This window comes from Methanomicrobia archaeon, assembly GCA_011049045.1.
Taxonomy (GTDB): Archaea; Halobacteriota; Syntropharchaeia; order Alkanophagales; family Methanospirareceae; genus JACGMN01.
In genome coordinates this window covers 1-16,095 of sequence record DSCO01000010.1, presented here as the reverse complement: position 1 = coordinate 16,095, position 16,095 = coordinate 1, and the positions used below count along the sequence as shown (strand labels likewise).

Sequence of the window (16,095 nt, the reverse complement as noted above, 5' to 3'; positions counted from 1 at the left end):
GCCGGGCTCGTTCTCGTTGATGACGATCCCGGTGGTCGTATGCCTGGAGAAGACGACGCAGATCCCTGAGTCCACACGTTTCGCGCGCACGATCTGCTGTACCTCGTCCGTGATATCGATGAGCTCGATGCTCTCCTTCGTTCGCAGCTCCAATCGCTCCATGCTCGTATACAATCTTTAATAGCTCTTCATTAAAATGTAGTTTGGGAGAAAAACCTGTTGATGAGCCCAGACGAGGTGTAAAAAGTGCAACTGCTGTTCATCCATGCGGACTTTATAGAATACGAAGCGAAGGAGAAGACGCGGGTCGCGGAGCCGCTTGAACCAGGGCAGAAAAACGCGCGCCTAGACGAGGCTCTGGTCGCGTTCATCGCGGTGGAGCAAGGGGACGAGGCGAATGTGCCCTCGATCGTCGCGCAAGCAGCGAACGAAACGCTTGCAATCGCCGATCAGGTCAATGCGGAACGGATCGTGCTCTACCCGTATGCGCATCTGAGCGCGGAGCTGGCGTCGCCGGAGACGAGTATCGAGCTACTCCGCCGCCTGGAAGCGGATCTGAGTGCACGCGATGTGGCCGTGACACGAGCGCCCTTTGGCTGGTACAAATCCTTCACGCTGCGCTGCAAGGGCCATCCACTCTCAGAGCTCTCGCGGAAAATTACGGTTGCAGAGGGTTTGGAATCGGAAACAGCACCTGAAGAGCGGAAATCAAAGGCTCTGGTGGCTGAGGAGAAGGCGATATCGCAGTTCTTCATTGCAGACGGGCGGGGTAACCTCGTGGGTACCGATGCGTTTGTATTTGAACCACAGCATGATAATCTGCGGAAGTTCTATCTGTATGAGAGCGAGAAACGGCGTGAGGTGGATAAGATCCCGCCGCACGTGGAGCTGATGAAACGGCTGGAGCTCGCAGATTATGAGCCCTCTTCCGATCCCGGGAATTTGCGGTTCTACCCCAAAGGCAAGCTGATCAAGTCGCTCATTGAAGATTACGTCCGAAATTCGGTCGCCGAGTACGGCGCGGTTGAGGTGGAGACCCCGATCATGTACAGCGCGCTCCACCCGTCATTGAAGGATTACCTCGAGCGATTCCCCGCGCGGCAGTACTCGCTGCTGGGTAAAGGCGGCAAGCCGGACCTCTTCTTGCGCTTCGCTGCCTGCTTCGGGCAATTCCTCATGAGCAGCGAATCGAGCATCTCATACAAGCACTTACCCTTGAAGATCTTCGAGCTTGCACCTTCGTTCAGGAAAGAGAAACGGGGCGAGCTGGTGGGTCTGCGACGGTTACGTAAGTTCACCATGCCGGACATGCACACGCTGTGCCGAGAGATGGACGAGGCCCTGGAGGAGTTCAGGAAGCAGTACGAATTCTGTATGCACACCCTCGCGGCGATCGGCTTCTCACCCGCGGACTACGAGATCGCGCTACGGTATACCCGCGAGTTCTACGAGGATGAGCATAGCAGGGCGTTATTAGACGGTCTGATCCAGAAAGCAGGTCGGCCGGTGCTGATCGAGCGCTGGGACCAGCGGTTCTTCTATTTCGTGCTCAAGTTCGAATTCAACTTCGTGGATGCGCTCGGCAAGGCATCCGCGCTCTCCACCGTGCAGATCGATGTCGAGAATGCGGAGCGATATGGTATCACCTTCACCGATGCGGACGGCACCCTGAAGAGCCCGATCATCCTGCACTGCTCGCCCAGTGGCGCGATCGAGCGTTGCATGTACGCGCTGCTGGAGAAGGCGTATCTGGAGATGGAGGCGGGTGCGCTGCCGGTGCTCCCCCTCTGGCTCGCACCGACCCAGCTCCGGTTCATACCCGTGGCCGAGCGACATGTAGCGTACATCGAAGACCTCCTCCCACACTTCAAAGGCATACGGGTGGATCTCGATGACCGCGATGAAACGGTCTCGAAGAAGATCAGGGAAGCGGGCCGAGACTGGATACCCTACGTTGCGGTGATCGGAGACCAGGAGGTCGAGCGCCAGATCCTTGCCGTGACGATCCGGGCAGACTCAACGAAGCAGCAGCAGAAGAAAGCGGAATTGACCGTTTCCCAGTTGAGAGCGCGACTCGATGCAGAGCTCGTGGATAAGCCCTTTAGACCGCTGCCGCTCGCGGTGAAGTTGTCGCAGCGTGCGAAATTCGCAGGTTAGCTACCGGAAGCAAGCAAGCTAAGTATCCATGCTTCCGCTCCGGTACCCCTCGAGATCGAGCGTGACGTAGCGAAACCCCAGCGCTTTCAATTCGCGCGAAACGCGCTCGCGCAGCGTGTAATCGCAAAAGGCGTTCAGTTCGTCTCTACTAACCTCTATCCGCGCCAGACCGCCGCGATGCAGTCTGACCCGCACCTGGATGAAGCCCAGCTCGTGCAAAAACGCCTCAGCCGACTCGATCCGCGCTAACTTCTCCGCCGTGAGCCGTTCTCCGTATTCCAGACGCGTCGCCAGGCAGGGCGAGGCGGGCTTCGCCGCGAACGGCAGCCCCACTGCTGCTGCAAGCTCCCGCACCTCGCGCTTCGTCAGGCCCGCTTCCGCGAGCGGGTGCCATACGCCCGCCTCAGTGGCCGCACGAAGCCCTGGCCGGTCTTCCTCGTAATCGGAAGCGTTAACGCCTTCTGCAACGATGCTGATACCCTTTGCAGCCGCGATCTGGTATAAGAGCCGTGCCATCTCGCGTTTACAATAATAACAGCGCGCTCGTGGATTGCGTATAAATGTCTCGTTCGTCTGCCAGGGGAAGGGCACGAATTGATGCCTGATGCCCTGCTCCTTCACGAAACGCTCGATCGCGGCCACTTCGCGCTGCGGCAGGAGCGAACTCGAGAGCGTGACCGCGTATACTTTATCAGTACCGAGCAACTCGGACGCGAGTATCAGCAGGAGCCCGCTATCAACACCACCCGAGTAAGCAATCAAGAGCCTCCCGCGCTCCCGTATGCTCATGCTTAGCACCGCACGTTTCTCATTCGCCGTTCTGCTTATCATGACCGTTCAGGCGGGGCTGTCTACCTGCAGGGGGTTGAAGATCTAAATCACCCGCGGTATTGTCCACTCGGTAGCATGTTCTTCGAGTCGAATGTGCGGTAGCACCCCTTAACTTTGCAGCCCCGTTCAGGCGTATGTTTTATATAGTATTGCGGAACAACCTTTTTAAAACGATGAGAAAAATAGTGAACAAGCCGCAGGTGAAGCCGCTGGTCTTCTACGGGCTGCTCCTTGTACCAACCGTTGTTTTATGCGGTAGCCAGGATTTTGAGAAGAGTTTCGGCTTCTTTATTGTCGTTCTGGCCATGCTGCTTACGAGCTTCATCGAGATCCCGATCCTCATGATCCGCACGAAGAAACCGGAGTACAGCGAGCATGAAGCGCGCTGCATCAGTGAGCTGTATGGTGTGCCGGTTCTGGAAGAGCTGCAGAAAGATCCCGAACGGCGGTACAGGACGCGAATTACGCTCAATATGGGTGGGTTCATCATCCCGTTCGTCTTCTCGCTCTATCTCCTGCGATTCTTTGATCCTGCGAACGAGTACGCACTCCCGCTGCTGGAGATCGGCTTGATCACGCTGCTCGTGGCGCTCATCACCTTCATGGTGACCGAAGTGAAGGCAGGCGTGGGCATTATCGTGCCGAGCTACGCGGGCCTCTTCGCGATTCCGCTCGGTCTGTTACTTGCACCCCCCGATTTGCCACTCGCGCTCGTCGCTCGGCTGCTGATCTTCGTGCCTGCCATCTTCGGCATACTGCTCGCCATGGCCATAGCACTGGTTACACTGCCCCGAAGAGAGGTCGGGAGCGCGTTCTTCAATCTCGGCGGCGTGGGCAGCTTCTACAGCATTTACCTCATCTCGTTCCTGGCGTTCCTGCTGGGCAGTATGGCGTAAGTTAGTTGAAGCACCTTGGTTTTTACCTGATTAACGATACGATAGATAAACAGTGTGAGGGTGAGTTTGTTTCGATGCAGGTAACGATACTCGGCGGCGCGGGCGCCATGGGTGCGTGGTTCGCCCGGTTCTTCAATGAGCACGACGTCTCCGTGCGCATCGTGGATGTCAGCGACCAGACCGCAGCGGTAGCCAAGCAGCTGGGCGTCGAGTACGCACTGACCGATGTGTTGACGGCCGATCGAGCAGCGCTACGAGCGGAGTTTGTTGCAGCAGACATTGTGCTCGTTTCCGTCCCGATCGAGCTTACGAGTCGTGTAATCGAGCGTATAGGGCCTGCACTCCCGCCCGGCTCGCTCTTCATGGATATCAGCTCGGTGAAACGGACGCCGGTGGCGCTGATGGAGCGCTGTACCGCGCACGAGGTGGAGGTACTGGGCACACATCCGCTCTTCGGGCCCTCAACAAAGAGTCTCAAGGGCATGCCGGTGGTCTTTGTACCCGTTCGCTCGGGGCCCTTGTCTGAAAAGATCCGGGCGCTCTTCGAGCGGAACGGCGCGAAGATCACCTGCCTTACGGCTGAGGAGCATGATGCGTTGATGGCGGTTATCCAGGGGCTGCCGCATTTCGTGCTCTTCGCTTTCGGGATCACGCTAAAAAATCTAGGATTCGATGTCGCTCGCGCACGGAAATTCATGGGCCCGATGTACGCGGTCGTGCTCGATTTCGTTGGCCGGTTATTGTATCAGGACCCTAGGCTCTATGCGCAAATCCAGACGAATCTGGAGATGCGTGCGGTGCATGAGACCTTTATAACTGCCGCTACACGACTCGCCGAACTCGTTGCTGCGGGGGATGCGGCGGCGATCGTCGCAGAGCTGGAGGCGGCGAAGGCGCATTTCGGGGATACCGCGAGCGCAATGCGCGACTCTGACCGTATCATCGAGGAGAAGGTCAACCTTTCGCTGGTAAAGAATGTGGCACCTCCGAAACCATAGGGCCCAACACCTTCAAACTCCTCTGGTCCTGGCTCATACCACGCAGGAACTCTGCAGTCCCGTCTCCTTGGTCAACTTGGCCCAGACGATCCTCTCGGCTCCGTCTCACTACTAACGTCATTCCCCCGCGAGCTGCTGCTCATACCGGTCGAACTTGCTCGCCCAGCATTTGCGAGAAGCGTACTTAACTATCACGATAGCTACGTTCTTATCCGCTGTACCAGCGCTAGCAATCGCTTCTACAGCGTGTATACGCCCTCATTTCTAGCGGCGGCAGTTCCAGCAACCTTTATATAGATCCTCAACCACTGTGCATTATAGAAGTATAGGAGGTGAAAGCGAAAAATGTTGTTTTGGATCGGATTTTTCCTTGGATTGATCTACGGATACATGCAGCCGGGCAAAGAGGATCGCTGGGGACTGTTCAAGAAAGGGATAATCTACGCCATTATCCTCGCCATTGTCTTCGGACTCCTCGGATTCTTCGCGGGTGGCATTCTCCCAAGCTGGCTCTTCCCCTTCGGCAAAGGTTTCGTCAACGTCTTCATCAACGTGGTCCTTTTTGCGATCGTCTTCATCATCGGCACGTTCATCGGTGACTTCCTGGAGAGCAAGCTCAAGAAGTAGACGCGTCTGAGCTGTACGTACGAGTGAGCGAGTAAGAACATGGTCGCATGTCTGAGATGCAGAGGACTGCTAGGGGCATGCTGATCATATACAAACAATCAGAAGGTGGTGATTTTTTTTTCACACGCCTTTTTTTTTATAACTCCCTGTTGTGTGTCTGTTACGAGCAGGCACAAAGTCTGCATATCCAGGAATTAAAACGATCAATATCCTGTTATGCGTGCGCGCACGTATATTCCCCAACAGCCTTTCATACTCCCCCGCTGTTGAATTTACACTGGTGAAAATGGGCGACTAAAGAGGCAAGCTTGGGGCTCAGGTGCTGACTTGACTGCAGGAGGAAAAGCCACTATCATCCACAACGTTTATATAGCTTCTTCACCTGTTGCTATGCTAGGAGGTGGCAAAAAGAAATGTGGTTGGAGCTACTGGTTCTTATTATCGGCGTGTTCTACGGGTACGCGAAGCCCGGTAAGGAGGATCGCTGGGGTCTGCTCAAGAAGGGCGCGATCTACGGCATTATCATCGGCATCGTCTTCGGGATTATCGCTTTCGTCGCCGGCGCGTATCTCGGTTCTGCCGTCGGCGGGCTCGTCCTCTTCGCCGGGAGCGTCATCGGCATCTTCATCAGTGTGATCATCCTCGTGGTCATCTTCATCATCGGCACGTTCATCGGCGATTACCTGGAAAGCCAGTTCAAGAAGTAAGTGATCGCCGGAACCACACGGGAGCTCCTTACTCTCCGTACATCGCGCGAGCTGTATCCGTTAAGTATGGGGACTTCAGGACCGGGAAGAGCGTAGCAGTTGCTCTTTCTCCGGTCTTACCAACCGTGTGCTCTCGGCTCACGTCAGGCAAGTAATATAGTTTAAAGCGTCAGTGCTAATAGTATTCTGACCATGCCCAGTATCGGACTCCATCTCGCCATCACGCTCTTTATACTCGCCTCGTTTCTCAGGGACGACGAGTTCAAGCCCGCGCTGCTCCTGCTCCCGTTCGGGCTCATCAGCGATCTCGATTCTTACCTTGGCGTGCATCGCGCGACCCTGCACAATCTCTTCGTCATCGTTGTGCCGCTGCTGGTGCTGCTCGCCAATAAGCGGCTTCACATCACTGCTCTCCCGGATCGCTACTTCATCTTCGCCTCGATACTGCTCGCGTCACACATCACACTCGACGGCTTTTATAACGGCGTCTTCCTGCTTCATCCATTCAGCACGGCGAGTTACAACCCGCTGTTCTGGCTCGGGGTGAACGAGCAGGGCTTAACACTGCTTTTCTCCTGTCTCGTGCCCGGAACGGTCGGTGAGCTCGTCTACGTTACCACGCCCACACCCAGCGTCCCGGAGATACCGATAATCAGCAGTGGTATCGAGCTGATTATCCTGCTCATCGCACTGTTCTCATTCGGTTTGAAATATAAAGCCGATATTTCCAAGTTTTTTATACGCGGAAGCAGAGATAAGAAAATAGCCCGGTAGTGTAGCGGTCAATCATCCGAGGCTCTGGACCTCGTGACGTCGGTTCGAATCCGTCCCGGGCTATTGTTACAGCTATGCCTATGAAAACGAGCGAGACGGAGCTGAAGCATCTGGTGATCGCATGGCTCGCCATAGCCTTCGCTTTTACCCTCATCCTCAGGCGATGGCACGCGCTCGATATGATCACCGTCTTCGCCATCTCCGCAGTCACGGTTGGTCTCGCCTTCATCCTGCACGAGCTCGCACACAAGATTGTTGCGCAACGATTCGGTGCGTGGTCCGAGTTCCGCATGGCGCCACAGATGCTGCTCCTCGCTATCTTCACTGCCTTCCTCGGCTTCATCTTCGTCGCTCCCGGCGCCGTCATGATCTTCAACCCGTACCTGACACGTGCGGAGAACGGGAAGATCGCCCTGGCCGGCCCGATGACGAACGTGCTTCTGGCATTTCTCTTCTTCGGGCTCTTCTCGCTCGCACCTCAGGGCGTACTTGGCTTGATCGGCACCTTCGGCATGACGATCAACGCCTGGCTCGCGGTCTTCAATCTTATCCCGTTCAGTATCCTCGACGGCAAGAAGGTCCTGGCCTGGAACACCGGTGTCTACGGGCTCGCGCTCGGCCTCGCGATCCTCACCCTTATCATCAGCATGCTCGGCACGTAATGGTGGCGTCTACAGCAGAACGAGATGACCGCACAAGACTCACAAGAAGTGGCAACCGGCGCTCAGGAACGGTTGGCGGATACCTACGGACGTGCAATCCGGAGCTTGCGGTTTGCACTTACTGATCGCTGCCCTCTGAACTGCATCTACTGCCATCGCGAGGGTGATAGCAGACCGAAGCAGGAATGGGAGGAGATCAGTCCCGAGCTGGCCATCGCCATCGCTCGCGTTGCCTCCGAGCATTTCGGGATCCGGAAGATAAAGATCACGGGCGGCGAGCCGCTGGTGCGGCGTGACCTCGCCGAGATCATACGGGGCATGCGGCCGTTTGAGGATGATATCTCGATCACGACGAACGGTGTGCTTCTACAGGAGTATGCAGCGGAGCTCGTTGACGCGGGCCTGGATCGGGTGAATGTCAGCCTCGATACCTTGCAGGAGGACCGATACGAGTTCGTCACGCGCTCGAAGCACAACCTGCCGCGCGTGATCGCCGGCATTCACCACGCGATCGACCTCGGGCTCACACCCATTAAGCTCAACATGGTACTCCTCAGGGGTATCAACGACAACGAGATCGCGGACATGATGCGGTTCGTGCGCGACTGTAACGAGCGCGGCAGGGGTAACGTGGTCATCCTCCAGCCGATCGAGCTGATCCCGTCCTTCAATCCGCCACTGGAGCGGTTCAAGGCGGATTTCCGCATGCTCGAGGCTGAGCTCAAATCGAAGGCTTCTGAGACGCGCACGAGAAGAATGCAGCGCAGGAAGAAGTACTTCATCGACGGCGTCGAGGTGGAGGTGGTGCATCCGATCGATAACACGGAGTTCTGTGCTAACTGCTCACGGCTGCGCGTGACTTCGGACGGCAAGCTGAAGCCTTGCTTGCTCCGTGATGACAATCTCGTGCCTATCGAGCGCACGGATGAGGCGCATATACTCAACCAGTTGCGGTTGGCGATGCGGTATCGGGAGCCGTATTTTCGGTGAAGGGCTAATAAAATAAAAGCAAAAATAAAGCAAGCAGCACTAAATAAAGAGCGAGGTGAGATGATTAAGATGGATGAAAACGTAGATTTGAAGATCGTGGTTGACGACGAAGAGATAGTGACGAAGGAATTCGTACAGAATATTATCGGACGGGCGATGGCCAGTTCGGTCTGTGTCCTGAGGGGTGTGAACCCGAACTGGGAGAAGATTGAGTTGACCGTGACGCGGGCGAAGTAACGTAACGTAACTAACCGCGACACGGCTTTCATTCATATATGTGTCGGTAGTTCCGAGTTCGTTCGTGGGACAGCTGGGTGGCTCTCCTACCCTATAACATTAATCCCGCCGATAGACTGATGTCGGCTTCGTTCCCTCAGTTCCCGGATACTTCAACCGCCCGCCCTTGTACTTGAACTCCATCTGCTCGCGTTCCGTCTCGATCAGCTCCCTCGTCCTGCCCGCGATCTGCGCCTCAACATTCGACGCTTCCTCATCTACCGCGCTCCTCGCGATATGCAGGTCATCGATCTTGATCATTCCCATGGCTGCAGAACTCGCTCCGATTAACGCTTGTAGTTTTACCGAGAGCGGGTCAACGATGCCCTCTGCCACAAGGTCTGCCTTCACGGTCTTCTCACTCCCCGAGATCCCCGCACGGCACTCCCCCGCGTAGTGCGCCGCTCGGAGTTCGGTAAGCGTGTCGATCATGTCCATGCCACTATTCTTCGCGATCGCTTTCGGGATGCACTCAAGGGCGTCAGCAAAGACGTTGATTGCTAATTGCTCCTTGGTGGGGATCGTCTGTGCATAGGTTCGTAACGCTGCTGCGCATTCGATCTCAGCCGCACCACCACCCGGTACGATCCGTGGATCGTCGAATAGCCGTGCAACCGCGTGCATCGCGCTCTTAATATCGCCAACCATGCCCTCGAGGATCCGCAGATGCGCGCCCCGAATAAGAATCGTGGAGGATTTCTTGTACGGGCAGTCCTCGAAGAAGACCAATTTGACGTTGCCCACGCTGCGCTCGACCACGCGCCCGGCAGAGCCCAATTTATCCGGCGTGAGGTCGGTGACCGCCTGCACGATCTTTCCCCTGGTCGATTTCTCTAACCGCCGCAAATCGGTCATCTTCACACGCTTGATCAGCATGATCCCCGCCCGGCGGAACCGATCAAGCGCGTCGTCGTCAACGCCCCAGCGGCAGCAGACCACGGTCGCGCCCGAAGCGATCACATCGTCGATGATCGCGGTAAAGAGTCGCGCTCGCGTATCGCGGAACTCTTTGAAGTGCGATGCTTTGGTGAACTTGACGTAATACCCCACGGCACCTTCCGTGTCGCCCGCCCTGCTCCGTTCGCGAGCACCAGTTCCGGTGGGGAGCTCCTTTCTGCCCTTCATTCTGGGCTCCTTATGCTCAATGGGGAAATCGAGCAGTGCGATCTTCGCGTTCTCCACCTCAGTGGGGAGTTCGTCCAGAACGTTTCGGTCTACCAGCAGGCCCTCGAGGAATTCCGTATCACTCACGCTGCCGCCGGCTTTCGCCTCGATAATGACCTCATCGACATCGATCGGACGCTCGCCACTTTCGCTGATTCGTCTGATGCTCGCGACGACGGTGTCGACCAATCGCTCCTCGTCACAGTACTCGCCCTTCTTCAATGCGGTCTTCGCTACGCATCGCAAGTACTCGTCGCTCGTCGCTATATCGACCGGTATTGCGAGTTCGTTCAATACCTCGCGCGCACGTTCCAGGGCCTTTACATACCCGGTTACAATTACGTTCTGATGGATCCCCAGGTTCTTCAGCTCGAACCCGCGCCAGACCAATTCGCCGGTAAGGATCATCACGGTCGCGATACCATCGCCCACACGTTCGCCCTGTGATAGTCCTGCGGTTATCAAGATATCAGCAGCAGGATGCGTAAACGCCAGTTCGCGCGCGATGCTGTAGCCGTTGCTGGTCACCAGATCGTCGGCTTCGATCTTCGTCGCCGCGCTGGTGATCATTTTCTTTGCCCCCAGCGGCCCGATGGTCGACTTAAAAATGTCCGCAAAGGTGTACGAGACGAGCGCATTGGTCTCCTGAATCTCCTCTGGCGGTACTGCCCCCGGCGGTAACTCCTCCTTTATCGTCATTTTTCCGCTCTCTTCCCCCTCCCTCTGTTTATCGAGTATAACAGGCGAGTACAAAAAGTTTTTAGGATTTCGTTTCCGCACACGCGTGCCACGGCCGGGCGAATAGCTGACGCGTTTTGGTAGACGAGGCTTACGACGTGGCGGCTTTGAGATACGCCCATTTTCGGAAGTGCTCCCGTATGATGTCCGCCCTGCCAATGATCCCAAGCAGCTCTTTCCGCTCATCCTCGCTTTCCCCTTTCACGACTGGCAAGCGACCCACATGATAGGTGTCCATCTTACGGAGCGCGTCCTCGAGGGCCTCATCAGGATAAGTCACCACGACCTTATTTACGCACATTCGCTCCACCTTCTTATACTCCGAGCCATCCGCCCGCTCCTTCTCCAGATCGATAACGGTGGTTATCCCGATCATCTTCCCCCCGTCATCAACGACCGGGAAGGTGATGTGTCCGGTCTGCTCCGCGAAATAGAGTGCCTCTTTTACTGTTGTAGCCTTATGTATGGTGAGCACATCCTTCGTATAGGCATCTTGCACCCGCAAGCCTTCGAGGATGTCTATCGCAAATTCGCGCCGATGCGCAGGCGAATCTTTACGCAGCTCATATTGCCCTGGATAGACCGACTGCTTCCGTATGAGTGAGTAGGCGGGCACGATGGCGAGCAATGCAGGCACGAACAGTTCGTACGAACCTGAGATCTCAGAGACGATGAAGAGTGCAGTGAGTGGCGTATTGGCGGCCGCGCCGAGGAATGCAGCCGCACCGATGAGCGAGAAGAGCCAGGGATCCTCTACCGTTTCAGGGAAGAGGAGGCTGAGTACTTGCCCGAATACACCGCCCAGAGCGGCGCCGATGGTGAGCGAGGGCAGAAACGACCCGCCACTCCCACCTGAGCCCAGCGTGAGTGCTGTGCCCACGATCTTCGCCACGGCAACGAAGGCCAGCACACTCACGGCAAGTTCGCCGTAGAAACTCAGCTGGATGAAGCCGTAACCGCCGCCAAATAAGCCGCCTGCCACCCCCAAACCCTTCTCTCCATTGCCCCAAAGATACATGAAGAAATAACCGATGAGGAAGAGCAGGCCCAGCAGTAAGCCGCCGATCGCCGGTTTCAGTGCGTCGTGAATGCGCACATGCTCAAAGAAGAACGAGCGCGACAAATTCAGCAGCGTGATGAAGAGGAAGACGAACGGCACGAGCACGACCCCTAGGATCAGGAAGAGGAGGAGCGAAACGGGCTTCAAAAGGGCTTCTAGATCGTACGCGCCGATCGCATAAAGAGGTCCGAGACCAAGAAAGGAGCTTGAGACGATATACGCCGTGATGGAGCAGATGATCGCGGGCACCAGCGCTTCTATTTCCATATCGCGCTTGTACAGGGTTTCAATGCCGAAGAACGCGCCGCCGAGTGGCGATTTGAAGATCGCGGCGATGCCTGCGCCCGCAGCGGCAGCGACGATCTTCCGCCGCTCACGTTCGCCCACCTTGAGGAATTTAGAGCAGAAAGAGCCAATCGCGGCACCGATCATCGCACTCGGCCCCTCGCGGCCCGCGCTCCCGCCGGAACTAAGGGTCAGGACAGAGCAGATGCTGCGAATCAGGCTGCTCCTGCCACTAACGATCCCGCTCCTGTTGTGAAATCCGTCGATGAACGTGTCAGTCTCATGCAACTCCGGGTTCTCGACCGGAAGCAGCGTATACTTGATCAAGCCAACGATCAAGCCACCGATCCCCGGGAGCAGTGCCAGAAGCAGCAGCACGTAAAGGTTTGCAAACGCGTCACCAAAAAGAGGACTGAAAACGAAGAAATGGCGCTCGTACCGGGGTGCAGGAGCGCGATACCCGCCGAGGAACTCCAGGAACAGTGGCTGCAGGAAATTAAGGGTAAGAAAAAAGGCGACGATGGCAAAACCGACTAAAATACCGATGATTACGTAATAGAACGTCTGTTTAGCCCATGTTTCCACGAATCGAATCTCTAATGCCACCGCTCAGCCTCACCCGTTCACCCCGGTTTCTGTTACTTATTTCCCTCATCCCATAAATAGTACACCGACCGATGAACTGTAGCAAACGCTCGTGCAGCAATTCCGCAATCGTCCATCAGCGTTATTCAGGCCTCCATCTCTGCGACGTGCATTTCGTCGAGGACGTTGAGCGGAAGGTAAAGCGGGAGATGCGGAAACGACTGATGGTGGAGCGTGGTGATACGATCGCTATAGCCCTGAGCGGGGGCAAGGACAGCTCTGCATTGCTCCTCATGCTCACCCGACTCTTTCATAACCGCCCTGATTTAACCTTCTTCGCGATCGCTGTAGATGAAGGTATATACGGCTTTCGGGCGGTCACACTCGCACATGCTGAACAGCTGGCGAACCAGCTTGGCGTGGATTTTTTCCGGTTCTCGTTCGCCGAGGAGTTTGGCGTGACTCTTAATCAGATCGCATCGCGCGGGTTCGAGCAGGCGCCCTGCACGTTCTGTGGCGTGCTGCGGCGGAAGCTGCTTGATCGTAAGGCGAAGGAGCTGGGCGCCACGAAGATGGCCACCGCGCACAACCTGGACGATGAAGTGCAGACGATCATGATCAATTATCTCCGGGGCGATCTCCAGCGGCTGGCACGGCTGAACGGGCGTCGTGAGGAATTTGTTCCGCGCATCAAGCCCCTGCGAGACGTGCCTGAAAAGGAAATTGCGCTCTACGCGTTCCTCGCGGGCATCCCGCTCATCACCGCATCGTGCCCCTATGCTGCGCGCTCGTTCCGGTTCAGCGTCAAGGGGATGCTGAACGAGCTTGAACGGAAGCATCCGGGGACGAAATATGCGGTGATGCGTGGCTATCAGCGGCTGGCGGAATTTCTACCGCACGCAGAGTCATCGCAAATACTACTGCGGTGCGAGCGATGTGGTGACGCCTCAGCAACCCGTATCTGCAAGGCGTGCGCGATACTCGAGCGGATGCAATGAGGAACGGCAGGTGCGTCTGCCCCTTACTGGGTTAGCGTCCGCCGGAACTTGAAGGGCGTGAATTCGATACCGCCGCCGTGATAGAATTTCGTAAACCATTCGTAGTAGTGCAGCCTGACCGCGTGGATGCCGGACATGATCGCCTCGAGAATCACCACGATCGCCGTGCCGAGGATGAAGACGATCGCGGCGAACGCAATATTAATCTGGGAGCTCATGAAGGTCAGGAGGATGAAGACCTCGATCAGCGCCGCGTGCGCTAACGCGAGCGCGAGAATTCGGCCGTAAGAGATGGTATTCGCGAGGAATCTGAAGAAGTTCTCCAGTACCGCCTCGATCACACCGGTTATGGCAATGATAAAGAGATCGATGAAGGATAGCTTCCCGTGCGCGCGTTCGTGCTTCACTTCCATGACGAAGCAGAGCAGGAAGAGCACGAGTATCGGGGCCGCAACGAGCACTACAAAGCCCTGCATGACGTTGATACTACCCAGTGCATTCGCAATAGCGATGATAAGCCCGATCTCCGAGTCAGCGACCGAGGAGATGAGCAGGATGAGCAGGAAATAGAGCGCGCCAATTAACGTCCAGATCTTGACGATCTCGATGACCGTTCCGAGCATATCCTTATCGGCGAGCTTGTTCCGCACGCCGAAGGCCACACCAAGACCCATGTGCAGTGCACCGATTAACAGTGTAATGACAAACATTCCGGTTACGTTCGGTATCGGCTCGAACCAGAGCGGTTCATGGATAAAGAGCGAATGCAACAGAGGTGGCACCTCCATATGCATTGACGAATGGAGCAGGTGCGCGGCGTATTCACTGAACCCGAAGAATTCGCCGAAGAGCACACCACCGCCGATAGCACAAATGCCGCAGAGTGAAATGATCATGCCCCACTCTTTGAGGCCCTTCAGCTTCACTTCGAAGAGCATCAACGCCCCCAGCAGAAGCAGTAATAAGCCGTGCCCGATATCAGGGAACATAAGCCCGAAGAGCACGGGGAATAGAATCGCCGTAACGAGCGTCGGGTCGATATCCCGGTACGACGGCAGGCTGTACATGCGAATGATGGATTCAAACGGCTTGACCAGCTTCGGATTCTTCAATAACGTGGGCACGCGCACATCGTCGCGCCTGGGCTCGCGTACTTCGATGACGCTCAAACCGGCCACCTCGCTATTAATCCCGTTGACCACGGCGTTAACCTCGTCCTTCGGCGTCCAGCCCTCGAGCACGCGCACCCGTTCGCTCGCACCAAAGAGGCCCTTCACTTTCGCCTTACTCTCCTCGATCGCAACGAGTTCCTGCATCTCCAGGAGGTCGTGGAGCCGCGTCTCCCTGATCTCATCAAGTGCGCGCTCTTTCTCCTTTAGCTGAGCCTCGAGCTGCTGGATCTCCGATTCGATCGCCGCCTTGGCGTCCGAGCTCTTCGCGGGGAGCTCGCGTAGGGGCAGGTGGAAGGGCTCAAAGTCCGTCATGCGCAGCGCCCGTGCCACCTCCTCCTTATCCTTCGTGAGTGTAGCAATAACGGCGTAGTCGAAGCCGGCCGCTTCTCCTTCACCCGTTATCCGTTTTGTGACGATAACGTGCTGCTCACCGGTAACGGTCTCGAGTGCAGTACGCAGCTCATCGAGATTCTTACTCGCTACCCGGCCCACAGAGACCGCGGTAAATTCCTTCTCGCCAATGAAATCCAGATCGAGGCCAAATCCTTCTAATATCCGTATAACCTTCAAGAGCTCCCGAGGTCGCGCCAATGCGTCCCGTAACTGCTCCTGCTCGCTCGTTAAACCCGTAACGGTCTGCTCAAGGCCGCGGAACTCGCGTTCGATCGCATCAAGGTCAATCTCTTCTCCGGATGCCCGCACCTCCGCCCCGGGAGCACCGGCAGTCTCGATATCCGCGTGTCGAAGTGAAGCGATCAGGCTACCCAGTCTCGTGAGAAGCTCAGAAGCTTTCAGTGCGGTCTCCTCGGCTTTTGCAGGCTTGATCAGCCCTGACCACTCATCGTGAAAGTCCTTGATATCCGTAATGTGAACGTTCCTGAGCGCGTCGAGCCGTTTGATGACACTGTCTACGTCTTTGTCCAGGACAAGAATGCGCAGCTCCCTCATCTCTGCTGGCTTCAGCATCGTTACCGCTCGCACCTATTACCCCAAGGCACCCAGGCCATATAAACCAACGAAAGGTTCTGCTTTTAAAACCTTTCGCTTTTACGGCGGCTGTCAAGCTGTTGGGGGTTAGTGATCTAAATCACCCATCACGAGCACTATGTTCCACTCTGCGGGATAATTTTCGAGTCACATTTGCTGCCAGCACCCATTTACTTTACAGCCCCGCT

At 56.3% G+C, this 16,095-nt stretch carries 14 protein-coding genes and 1 tRNA gene; 10 read left to right on the top strand and 5 right to left on the bottom strand.

Translation table 11 applies throughout. From position 1 onward, the window contains the following. A partial coding sequence (locus ENN68_01000) for a YjbQ family protein (protein HDS44673.1) occupies nt 1-162 on the bottom strand: 162 nt, incomplete at its 3' end. 84 nt (nt 163-246) lie between these two features. Here ENN68_01000 and ENN68_00995 point away from each other — a divergent pair. Further along, nucleotides 247-2,157, top strand: a complete 1,911-nt coding sequence (locus ENN68_00995; protein HDS44672.1) for a threonine--tRNA ligase — start codon at nt 247-249, stop codon at nt 2,155-2,157. A gap of 18 nt (nt 2,158-2,175) precedes the next feature. Here the strand turns inward: ENN68_00995 and larE are convergent, their stop codons facing one another. Then, complete coding sequence (gene larE / locus ENN68_00990; protein HDS44671.1) at nt 2,176-2,988, bottom strand: ATP-dependent sacrificial sulfur transferase LarE; 813 nt, start codon at nt 2,986-2,988, stop codon at nt 2,176-2,178. Between the two features lie 134 nt (nt 2,989-3,122). Here larE and ENN68_00985 point away from each other — a divergent pair, with 134 nt between their 5' ends. The 8 genes from ENN68_00985 (at nt 3,123) to moaA (ending at nt 8,642) form a co-directional block, all read left to right on the top strand. Continuing rightward, the gene (locus ENN68_00985) at nt 3,123-3,884 is read left to right on the top strand and encodes a DUF1614 domain-containing protein (protein HDS44670.1); all 762 of its coding nucleotides are present in this window, start codon (nt 3,123-3,125) and stop codon (nt 3,882-3,884) included. A 74-nt stretch (nt 3,885-3,958) separates the two neighbouring features. After that, nucleotides 3,959-4,882: a prephenate dehydrogenase/arogenate dehydrogenase family protein gene (locus ENN68_00980; protein HDS44669.1), complete on the top strand. Its 924-nt coding sequence runs from the start codon at nt 3,959-3,961 to the stop codon at nt 4,880-4,882. Between the two features lie 345 nt (nt 4,883-5,227). Further along, the gene (locus ENN68_00975) at nt 5,228-5,509 is read left to right on the top strand and encodes a hypothetical protein (GenBank protein ID HDS44668.1); all 282 of its coding nucleotides are present in this window, start codon (nt 5,228-5,230) and stop codon (nt 5,507-5,509) included. A 413-nt stretch (nt 5,510-5,922) separates the two neighbouring features. After that, the gene (locus ENN68_00970) at nt 5,923-6,216 is read left to right on the top strand and encodes a hypothetical protein (protein HDS44667.1); all 294 of its coding nucleotides are present in this window, start codon (nt 5,923-5,925) and stop codon (nt 6,214-6,216) included. A gap of 192 nt (nt 6,217-6,408) precedes the next feature. After that, nucleotides 6,409-6,990 (top strand): hypothetical protein, encoded by a 582-nt coding sequence (locus ENN68_00965; protein ID HDS44666.1) that lies wholly within the window; start codon nt 6,409-6,411, stop codon nt 6,988-6,990. Then, nucleotides 6,981-7,053 (top strand) — tRNA-Gln (locus ENN68_00960). The genes ENN68_00965 and ENN68_00960 overlap by 10 nt, the downstream gene beginning before the upstream one ends. Before the next feature lie 11 nt (nt 7,054-7,064). Beyond that, nucleotides 7,065-7,652 carry a site-2 protease family protein gene (locus tag ENN68_00955; GenBank protein HDS44665.1) on the top strand — a complete coding sequence of 196 codons (588 nt, stop codon included), beginning with the start codon at nt 7,065-7,067 and terminating at the stop codon, nt 7,650-7,652. A gap of 24 nt (nt 7,653-7,676) precedes the next feature. Continuing rightward, complete coding sequence (gene moaA, locus ENN68_00950) at nt 7,677-8,642, top strand: GTP 3',8-cyclase MoaA (protein HDS44664.1); 966 nt, start codon at nt 7,677-7,679, stop codon at nt 8,640-8,642. Between the two features lie 336 nt (nt 8,643-8,978). Here moaA and ENN68_00945 read toward each other — a convergent pair whose 3' ends face one another. Both ENN68_00945 and ENN68_00940 read right to left on the bottom strand, forming a co-directional pair. Further along, the gene (locus ENN68_00945) at nt 8,979-11,006 is read right to left on the bottom strand and encodes a hypothetical protein (GenBank protein ID HDS44663.1); all 2,028 of its coding nucleotides are present in this window, start codon (nt 11,004-11,006) and stop codon (nt 8,979-8,981) included. Next, on the bottom strand, nt 10,912-12,771 hold the full coding sequence (locus ENN68_00940; GenBank protein ID HDS44662.1) for a CBS domain-containing protein: 1,860 nt from the start codon (nt 12,769-12,771) through the stop codon (nt 10,912-10,914). Before ENN68_00940 ends, ENN68_00945 begins: the two co-directional genes overlap by 95 nt. A gap of 71 nt (nt 12,772-12,842) precedes the next feature. Here ENN68_00940 and ENN68_00935 point away from each other — a divergent pair, with 71 nt between their 5' ends. After that, nucleotides 12,843-13,748, top strand: coding sequence for a TIGR00269 family protein (locus tag ENN68_00935; protein ID HDS44661.1), 906 nt, complete (start codon nt 12,843-12,845; stop codon nt 13,746-13,748). Between the two features lie 23 nt (nt 13,749-13,771). Here ENN68_00935 and ENN68_00930 read toward each other — a convergent pair whose 3' ends face one another. Next, nucleotides 13,772-15,901 (bottom strand): hypothetical protein, encoded by a 2,130-nt coding sequence (locus ENN68_00930; protein ID HDS44660.1) that lies wholly within the window; start codon nt 15,899-15,901, stop codon nt 13,772-13,774. Nucleotides 15,902-16,095: the final 194 nt, after the last annotated feature.

Coding starts and splice junctions, on each gene's coding strand:
- larE (HDS44671.1), bottom strand. CDS start 2,988: ATGATAAGCAGAACGGCGAATGAGAAACGTGCGGTGCTAAGCATGAGC.
- ENN68_00985 (HDS44670.1), top strand. CDS start 3,123: ATGTTTTATATAGTATTGCGGAACAACCTTTTTAAAACGATGAGAAAA.
- ENN68_00980 (HDS44669.1), top strand. CDS start 3,959: ATGCAGGTAACGATACTCGGCGGCGCGGGCGCCATGGGTGCGTGGTTC.
- ENN68_00975 (HDS44668.1), top strand. CDS start 5,228: ATGTTGTTTTGGATCGGATTTTTCCTTGGATTGATCTACGGATACATG.
- ENN68_00970 (HDS44667.1), top strand. CDS start 5,923: ATGTGGTTGGAGCTACTGGTTCTTATTATCGGCGTGTTCTACGGGTAC.
- ENN68_00965 (HDS44666.1), top strand. CDS start 6,409: ATGCCCAGTATCGGACTCCATCTCGCCATCACGCTCTTTATACTCGCC.
- ENN68_00955 (HDS44665.1), top strand. CDS start 7,065: ATGCCTATGAAAACGAGCGAGACGGAGCTGAAGCATCTGGTGATCGCA.
- moaA (HDS44664.1), top strand. CDS start 7,677: ATGACCGCACAAGACTCACAAGAAGTGGCAACCGGCGCTCAGGAACGG.
- ENN68_00945 (HDS44663.1), bottom strand. CDS start 11,006: ATGAGCGGAAAGAGCTGCTTGGGATCATTGGCAGGGCGGACATCATAC.
- ENN68_00935 (HDS44661.1), top strand. CDS start 12,843: ATGAACTGTAGCAAACGCTCGTGCAGCAATTCCGCAATCGTCCATCAG.